The following is an 8,851-nucleotide window of genomic DNA, read 5'->3' on the forward strand; positions in this document are numbered from 1 at the left end:
AAACATGGCTTCTGACAAAAAACGCGACGACATCCGCCGCACTACACGCATTATTCAGATTGACGAGATGCTCCGCGGCGGGGCTTTTGTGGGCATGGACGAGCTGGTTTTTAAGTTCGGGGTGAACAAGCGGACTGTTGAGCGTGATTTTGAGCGGCTCCGGGACGAAATGAACGCGCCTCTTGAATACGACAAGACTAAAAAAATGTATCATTACACAGACCCGACTTTTTCCGTGCCGAACGTCGTGCTTACGGAAGGCGAGCTTTTTACGGTTTCCACGGTGATGCCGCTTTTGGAGCAGTACAAGAACACGCCTTTGGAACGCTCGTTCAAGAATATCATGTCGAAAATCGCGTCTTTTTTGCCCGACACGGTTACTGTGGATTCCTCGTTTTTGAACACGGACGTCAGTTTTATTTCCGATCCGCTTCCGAAAATCGATGCGGAGGTTTTCAATCAGATTTTCAAGGCGATAAAGAGCCGCTCGGTTGTTTCGTTCGGATACAAAAGCTCCGGGAGCAAGGTTTTTAAGGAAAAGATTTTTGACTGCTATCACGTTGTCTGCCAGAAAGGAAACTGGTATGTGCTTGGCTTTGACCACGGTGCGGCGGATTTTCGGGTTTTCGCTCTCTCGCGGATAAAAAATATCGTTCCTGCCGGCGAAACTTTTTCCGTTCCGAAAGATTTTGACATTCACAGGCACATCGACTTGAACTTTGGAATCTGGAACAATCCTGAGCCGCCTGAAGAATATGAATTCCTCTTTTCCGCAAAGATGGCGAACTACGTTCTTGAGCGCGAATGGCACAAAAATCAGCTGATTGCGCAGCATGAGGACGGCACAGTTCTCCTGAAATTCAGCTCGAACCAGAAGCAGATGGTGTTCTCCTGGGCAATGGGCTTCGGCGATTCCGTTACGGTGATAAAACCTGAAAGATTGAGGGAAGAAATCCGCGCGGAATGTGAGAAGATCGCGGGGAAGTATGGCACGCAGGAGAAATGAAAATCTATAAAATCCGTTTATTTCATGCTATAATTGCAATGTTTAATTTACATTCAGAGGAATAAAAAATGCATTCAAAATTTTTGGAAAGCTTGTCAAAAGATGAATATGAAAAATTAAAAAAAGATTTGGCAGATATTCAGTCAAACAAATGTTATATTTGTCAAAAAGAAATTGATTTGCAGCTTCAGGAAACGGATATAGATCATATAGTGCCATTGGCTAATAGAGGAAAAGATGACAAGTCAAATTTTGCTCTAACTCACGCAAGTTGTAATAGAAGCAAAAAAGATGCGAATCTGAATATTGCAAGAATTCTATATCGATTAAAGACATTGCAAGATGATGTCCTTGCAAAAGAAAATCGTTCAGCTTCATTGAAAGACTTGTTGGAACAAGAAAAAGGTTCTAAGTTTGAATTCAAATATAAGATTGAAAACGATGAAATCATTTATTCTTTTTCTGAAATCAATGATACTAATATTTACAAATCAAAGATTTATGAAGACAAACTTTCTAAAGAAAATTCCTGCTTTATAGAAGTTCCGTTAGAATATATTTTCCATGATGATTTGATAAATCCACGTGGTATAAATTCGAGTATTTCGTTGCTTGTAAAAGAATTTTCAAAAGGAAATCCACAGCTTCATTTATCACTGGCAAGAATAAATAATGGAAAAATACAAATTTTTGATGGACAACATAAAGCTGTTGCTCAGATACTTTTAGGAAGTAGAAAATTATTGCTTCGTCTGTTTATAAATCCGAATGTGGATAGATTGATTGAGACTAATACAAATGCGGGAAGTTCATTACGTCAGATTGCTTTTGATAAGAGTATAATGAGGCAATTGAACAATACTTTATATTATGAAACGATAACAAAGTATCAAAATGACCATAATTTGAGTAATGACTGTTTTGATTTTTCAGAAGAGCAGCTTGTTGAATATTTTAAAGGCGAGAACGCCAATATAAGAAAATATATTGTAGACAGCATAAAACACACAATAACTCATTCTTCTGATAATTTGCTGAAGGCTTATATTGATTTTGAAGGGAAAGCAAAAGAGTTGCCAATTTCGTATAGTGCATTTGAAAAAACTTTTCTTTCAACTTTTATAGATTCAAAACTGATTTTAAAGACAAATTTAAGCTATAAAACAGATGAGGGAGAAAATCCAAGAGAACTAGAAATAAATCAGTTGATTCAGGTGTTGAATATTATTGCAGAAGAAATTTATATAAATAAATTTAATCCAGAAGTCGGTGTTTCCCGAATTGAACAGAAAATAATTGACAAAAAAGATTCTGATATTACAGATGCACATTTAATCGCATATAGAATGAGCAAAGAAGAAGTTCTTTATAATTGGCTGCAATACTTGAAGAAAGTGATTGAAAGTTATTTTACAAACACAGGAAAATTATATGATTCTAGGAAATTGTTTCAGGAAAGTTTTTCAGATGTGCTATGGGCAAATATTAGAAAATTTGTGAAAAACTTAGCTGCCTTGCCATTATGGAAAGACAAGAGCATGGCAAGCACGCATTTCTCAGGAAAGAAAAACTATGATTTTTGGCGAGAAGTTTTTGAAACTGGGAAAACTCCAGATGGTGCATTAGTTCTTGCAAAGCCATTGAATTATATGGAGTTGATTAGGGAGTAGGTATTTTTTATGAAAAAAAATTATTTTTGGATAATCTTTCTGAAAAATATCTGGGCAGCTATGTAATTCTGAAATACGGAGCAATCAACAAATCATGCAAAATGAACTTATAATTTACAAGACAGATGACGGAAAAGCCGATGTCAGGCTCTATTCAAAGGATGGTGTTGTCTGGATGAACCAGCAGCAGATGGCTTTGCTTTTTGACACCTCTAAGCCGAATATCAGTATGCATATTGCTAATGTCTTGCAGGAAAAGGAATTAGACGAGAAATCAGTTGTTAAGGATTTCTTAACAACTGCCTCGGACGGCAAGAATTACAATGTTACTTATTATGCGCTTCCTATGGTGATTGCGGTTGGTTTCCGTGTGAGAAGTATTCGTGGAACTCAGTTCCGCCGCTGGGCAAACGAAAATCTTTCTGAATACCTTGCAAAGGGATTTGTTCTTGATGATGAGCGGCTGAAAAATCCTGACGGCAGGCCTGATTATTTTGATGAGCTACTTGAGCGAATCCGGGACATCCGCGCGAGCGAAAAGCGTTTCTATCAGAAGCTCCGAGATTTGTTTTCTCTTTGTTCAGATTATGACGCGATTGATAAAGCCACCCAGATGTTTTTTGCTGAAATCCAGAACAAGCTGATTTTTGCTGTCACAAAAATGACTGCGCCTGAGCTGATTCTAAGCCGGGCCGACAGTTCAAAGCCAAATATGAACCTTACAAGCTGGAAGGGAAAAATCGTCCGCAAGCAGGATATTTATGCAAGCAAGAATTATCTTACGCATGATGAGCTGGATTCGCTTAACCGTATTGTGACAATTTTCTTGGAAAGCGCGGAATTGATTGTAAAAATGCGAAAAGATTTGACAATGCAATTTTGGAAAGAAAATGCGGACAAAATTATTACCGGTCATTATCTGCCGCTTTTGCATGATAAAGGCTCTATAAACAGAAAACTGGCAGACAAAAAAGTCGAGGAGATTTATCTGGAGTTTGACAGGCGACGAAAAAATTTTGAGGCAAAAGAGGCTGACAGGCAGGATGAAGAAGAGATGAAAATGCTGGATGAAGCCGAAAAATTATTAAAAAACAGAAAATAGACATTCACAAGCTAATAACGAAGTATGAGTGAGAGTTAGAAATCTGGAAAATCTATAAAATCCGTTTATTTCATGCTATAATTGTAAAATAAAAAGAAAGTTTCAAAATTCAGGAGTCTATCAACTGATGAAAATTATACATTGTGCTGACATTCACGCTGATTCTAAAATGGGAACGCATTTTTCAAAGGAGAATGCGGAACTCCGGCGGAATGAGATTGTCGATTCTTTTGCGAAAATGGTTGAGTTTGCAAGGGAAAACGGTGTAAAAGCGATAATTATTGCCGGCGACCTGTTTGACACAAAGGAAAACCAGCAGAAAAAAATAAAGCAGCGGATTTTTTATATCATTGAGCAGAATCCTGGAATTGATTTTTTGTATCTTCGGGGAAACCATGACGAGAATGTTGATTTTTTTGAAGAAAAACTGGTTCCGAATTTAAAGCGTTTTTCAAAATCAAAATGGCAAAAACATTCGTATGAAAATGTTGATATTTACGGTCGCGAATTTTCCTCGTCAATTCCGTTGGCGGCTTACAGCGAGCTGAATCCTGATCCTTCCCGAGTGAATATCGTTGTCTTGCATGGACAGATTGCCGAGTACAAGCCAAAGAATGACGCTCCGGAAATTTCCTTGCCAAAACTGACGAATAAAAACATTGACTACATTGCTTTGGGGCACATCCACGATTTTAAGATTGAAAAACTTGATAACCGCTGTTCCTGGTGCTATTCGGGCTGTCTTGAAGGGCGCGGCTTTGACGAGTGTGGAAAAAAGGGATTTGTTCTTCTGGATATTGAAAATAATAAAGTTGAGGCAAAATTTGTTCCGGTTTCAAAAAGAATTGTTCATGAAATTCCTGTGAAACTTTCTGGAGTTCTGGATTTTTCAGATATTATGCAAAAAATAACGGATTCTCTTGCTGGAATTTCTTCCAAAGATATTGTTCAGGTTGATTTGACAGGCGAACTTTCTGAGGAAACTGAAATTGAGCCAGAATCTTACCAGTCGGCATTGGCTTCGGACTATTTTTATGTGCGTGTAAAAGATAAAACTGAAACAAAAATCGATTTCACAAAATATGAAAAAGATGTTTCGCTAAAAGGTGAATTTATCCGTCTTGTAAAAAATCAGCAGAATCTTTCTGAAGAGCAAAAAATCAAGATTATTATGACCGGCATAAAAGCGTTGGCGGGGAGACTTTAGCAATGGAAATTGTAAAAATTCACATAAATAATTTTGGAAAATTCCACAATGTTGATATAGATTTGAAAAAAGGCGTAAATTCTTTTGTCTATGAAAACGGCTGGGGAAAAACGACTCTTTCAGTTTTTATAAAAGCAATGTTTTACGGAATGGAACACACAGCCTCAAAAGACGTTGAAAAAAATGAAAAGCTGAAATATTTTCCGTGGCAGGGCGGAGTTTACGGCGGAAGCATGATATTTTGCCACAACGGCAAAGAATATTTAGTGAACAGAACTTTTGGCTCAAAAAAAAATGAGGATACATTTGAGCTGCGCGATTTAAAAACGAATAAACCTTCTTTTGATTTTTCGGAAGATTTGGGAACTGAAATTTTTGGAATCAACCGGGATTCTTATGCGCGGAGCGTTTTTGTAACGTTAAAAGATTCTCCGGTCGGCTCGGCGGACATCACCGCAAAGCTGAACAATCTTGTTGAAAGCGGCGATATTTCTAATTTTGAGGAAGCGGCGGCAATTCTTGAAAAAAAATCGAAGGAGCTGCAAGGAAGAAACAAGGGAACAGGCGAGATTCCGGCTATCCAGCAAAAAATTGACGCAAATAGAAATTATATAGAAGAAATTGATTCAAAATTGAAAGAAAACGCAGCTTATGAAGAAAAAGTTTCTGGGATTCAAAAAGAAATTCTTGAGCTGAAAAAACAGCAGGAATCTGTTGCGGAGCAAATTTCTATTTGGGCAAAATTTGAAGGCAAAACAAGATACGAGCAGCTTAAAAATGACCTAAAAAAATCCGAAAATGAAAAGAAATCTCTCTGCGATTTTTTTAACGGGCAAATTCCAACGGAAGAAACTGTAAAAAAAATCGATTCAATTTCAAACAATTATACAACGATTGAGTCGAACATAAAAAATCAGTCTGCAAGCCAAACTGAAAAAGATTTCTATGAAACCTTGAAAAATTATTTTGCCGGCGATATTCCTTCAAAGTCTCAGATTGAGGAATGTCTAAAAACTGACAATGAATACAAAAATTTTAAGCAGTCTGAAAGCGCAAAAAAACTTACGGAGCCGGAATATTCGGAATTTAGTTCTTTGAGCCAAAAATACAAAAATTCAGATGTTTCAAAGGAAAAAATCGACGGCTGTATTTCTGACATTGCAAAAGTTCAGCAGAAAAAAAATCAAATAAACGAGCTAAAGAATGAGCTTTTTGAAAAAGAAAATGCGTTGAACACGCTTTTGCAGCAAAAACAGAAAAATCCGAAAAAAATTGTGTTTGCAACACTTGGATTTTTTGGCTTGGCGGCTGGAATTTTTGGATTTGTCTTGAACAACATAATTCTTGGGCTTTCTGGAGTTGTGGTTTTTATTCTTTTTATGATTCTGGCGATTGTTATAAAAGGGAAAAGACAGGATTTTTCGGAAATTGAACAGAAAATTTCTAGCCTTAAAAAAGAAATTGCAGAGAAACAGAGCCACGCGGAAAATCTGGAGGTATCGTACAAAAATTTCATCAAGAAATATTCTGAAAACGACTCTTCAGAAATTGGCGCGCTCACAAAAATCAGCACGGAATTCAGCGATTATTCAAGGCTTTTGCAAAAAGAAAACGAATACAAAAAGTGGCTGAACTCGCAGAAAATCACGCCGGAAGAATATGAGACAAAAATCCGGGCTTTTACAAAACGCTACTGCAAGACGGAAAATATTTCTTCTGTGCCTGCGGATATTCAGATTTTGAACGAAAAACTTGCGAAACTTGAAGAGCTTAAAAAGAAAATCAACGCCGATTCTGAAAATTTAAGAATTCAAAGCGAAGAAAAAAGCAAACTTGAAGCGATTCTTTCTCAATACAAGACTGAAAAAACTTTAAGCTATGCAAATCAGGTTCTTGAGATTCACGGAAAACTTACGGAAATAAAAAACGTTGAGAGTCAGATTCTTTCCGAAAAAAAGAAAATTGAGGAGTTTGAAAACGACCCGAACAACAAAATTGAGTCTTTTGAAAATCTTACAAAGCCGGAAAAACCGGTTGACGTCCTGCAGAATGAACTTTCAGCTGTGTCTGAAGAACTTTCTTCTAAAAACAAGATTCTGTCAGACTATCAGAAAATAATCAGCGATAATCTTGCCGACACCGAAAAAAAAGACGACGTTGAAACTGAAATCGAGCGGCTTACGCTTGAAAAACGCGAAAAATCCGCCGAATACGAAATTTTTTCAAAAACTCTGGAACTGCTCCAAAAAGCCAAGGAAAATCTTGACGAGAATTACAGCGACCCGATGAAAAAAGGATTTGAAAAATACGTAAAAATGCTCGGCTCTTCTGTAAACCTGATTATAAACACAGATTTGGAAGTTTTGCTTGATGACAACGGCAAGACGCACAAAAGCAATTTTCTTAGCGACGGCTACAAGGACATGGTGAATTTTTGCTCCCGTATGGCGCTTGTGGACGCGCTTTTTGAAAATATCAAGCCGCCAGTCATTTTAGATGACCCGTTTGTAAATCTTGATGACGAGAAAGTTCCGAACGCTTTGCAGCTTGTAAAAAAAATTGCAAAAGAAAACCAGGTGATTTATTTTGCGTGCCATAAAAGCAGGGCTGTGTAGCTGATATGCATTTTACAGAGGCAAAAGGAATTCTTTCGGCGCGCAACGGAATGAACATTTACCGCGGCTGCACGCACGGCTGCATTTACTGCGATTCGCGCAGCCGCTGCTACCAGATGAACCATGACTTTGAAGACATCGAGGTAAAGCGGAATGCGGCTGAGCTTCTGGAGCAGAAGCTTTCCTCCAAGCGCAAAAAGTGCATGATTGGAACAGGCGCGATGTGCGATCCTTATATGCACTGCGAGGCGGAACTCTCCCTTATGCGCCGCTGCCTTGAAGTCATCAATAGGCACGGATTCGGAATTGCCGTCCAGACAAAAAGCGACCTGATTCTGCGAGACATCAGTTTAATAGAAGAAATCAACGCAAAGTCAAAAGCCGTTGTCCAGATGACGCTTACAACCGCGGACGAAAATTTGTGCCGGACAATCGAGCATGCGGTCTGCACAACGGCCGGGCGCGCGAAAGTCCTTGCCGAATGCAGAAAACGCGGAATTCCGACAGTCGTGTGGCTTTCGCCTTTTCTTCCTTTTATAAACGACACTGAGCAGAATATCCGCCGCCTCCTTGAAATCTGTGTTCAGGAAAAGGTGCGCGGAATAATCTGCTTTGGAATCGGACTTACGCTGCGCGAAGGAAACCGAGAATATTTCTACAGCAAGCTCGACAGGCATTTTCCCGGACTGAAAGAAAAATACGTCCGCACTTACGGAAACGCCTACGAAGTTACAAGCCCGGAAAACGGCCGCCTGATGCGGATCATCACAAGCGAATGTCAGAAATCCGGAATCGAGTGGCGGCCGGAAAAAGTGTTTGAGTACATGAACGCTTTTCCGCAAGAAAAATTGGATGCCGCGCAGGGAATGTTTGAGTTTTAAATCTTAATGCGAACCTCTAGTTTTTTCAGCAAATGTGCATAAAGTATCGCCGATGGAATAAAGTCAAGAGACATTCCGATTCCGAACATCAGACAGATTCCTGTCAAAGATGGAACAAAAATTCCTGCGCAGTACAAAATGAACATAATTCCATAATAAACCACATCAATGCAGACGGACTGAATCAGCATATAATTTGTTTTTCCAAGTCCGTAAAAAGTCGCATCAAAAATGCAAGTGTTGAAAATAAAAGTTATGTAAAATCCAGTTTCAATTAAAGCAATCCTAAAAACGGTCTCATATTCGGCAACGTTCATCACGAATTTTAAAAACGGCTTCCAAAGCGGAATCGAAAAAATCCAAGTTAAGG

7 protein-coding genes are annotated in these 8,851 nt (G+C 38.5%); 6 read left to right on the plus strand and 1 reads right to left on the minus strand.

Features of this window, described 5'->3' with window-relative positions; genetic code table 11:
* The 6 genes from B4N75_RS02145 to B4N75_RS02170 all read left to right on the plus strand — a co-directional run.
* A partial coding sequence (locus tag B4N75_RS02145) for a helix-turn-helix transcriptional regulator (protein WP_296706489.1) occupies positions 1 to 1,006 on the plus strand: 1,006 nt, incomplete at its 5' end.
* A gap of 68 nt (positions 1,007 to 1,074) precedes the next feature.
* The gene (locus tag B4N75_RS02150; RefSeq protein ID WP_296706491.1) at positions 1,075 to 2,676 is read left to right on the plus strand and encodes an HNH endonuclease; all 1,602 of its coding nucleotides are present in this window, start codon (positions 1,075 to 1,077) and stop codon (positions 2,674 to 2,676) included.
* A 94-nt stretch (positions 2,677 to 2,770) separates the two neighbouring features.
* Positions 2,771 to 3,778, plus strand: a complete 1,008-nt coding sequence (locus B4N75_RS02155; protein WP_296666600.1) for a virulence RhuM family protein — start codon at positions 2,771 to 2,773, stop codon at positions 3,776 to 3,778.
* 127 nt (positions 3,779 to 3,905) lie between these two features.
* Entirely contained in the window at positions 3,906 to 4,985 is a 1,080-nt protein-coding gene (locus B4N75_RS02160) for a metallophosphoesterase family protein (RefSeq protein ID WP_296666595.1), read from the plus strand.
* 2 nt (positions 4,986 to 4,987) lie between these two features.
* The gene (locus B4N75_RS02165; protein ID WP_296706492.1) at positions 4,988 to 7,600 is read left to right on the plus strand and encodes an ATP-binding protein; all 2,613 of its coding nucleotides are present in this window, start codon (positions 4,988 to 4,990) and stop codon (positions 7,598 to 7,600) included.
* A gap of 5 nt (positions 7,601 to 7,605) precedes the next feature.
* Positions 7,606 to 8,481 (plus strand): SPL family radical SAM protein, encoded by an 876-nt coding sequence (locus tag B4N75_RS02170; protein WP_296706494.1) that lies wholly within the window; start codon positions 7,606 to 7,608, stop codon positions 8,479 to 8,481.
* Here the strand turns inward: B4N75_RS02170 and B4N75_RS02175 are convergent.
* Positions 8,478 to 8,851: hypothetical protein (locus tag B4N75_RS02175; RefSeq protein ID WP_296706495.1), on the minus strand; the 374-nt coding region annotated here is incomplete at its 5' end. The genes B4N75_RS02170 and B4N75_RS02175 overlap by 4 nt on opposite strands.

The organism is Treponema sp. UBA7570 (assembly GCA_002477955.1).
Classification (GTDB): domain Bacteria; phylum Spirochaetota; class Spirochaetia; order Treponematales; family Treponemataceae; genus Treponema_D.

Excerpts from the sequence above, each read along its gene's own strand:
- B4N75_RS02150 (WP_296706491.1), top strand. The coding sequence starts at position 1,075 with ATGCATTCAAAATTTTTGGAAAGCTTGTCAAAAGATGAATATGAAAAA.
- B4N75_RS02170 (WP_296706494.1), top strand. The coding sequence starts at position 7,606 with ATGCATTTTACAGAGGCAAAAGGAATTCTTTCGGCGCGCAACGGAATG.
- B4N75_RS02155 (WP_296666600.1), top strand. The coding sequence starts at position 2,771 with ATGCAAAATGAACTTATAATTTACAAGACAGATGACGGAAAAGCCGAT.
- B4N75_RS02165 (WP_296706492.1), top strand. The coding sequence starts at position 4,988 with ATGGAAATTGTAAAAATTCACATAAATAATTTTGGAAAATTCCACAAT.
- B4N75_RS02160 (WP_296666595.1), top strand. The coding sequence starts at position 3,906 with ATGAAAATTATACATTGTGCTGACATTCACGCTGATTCTAAAATGGGA.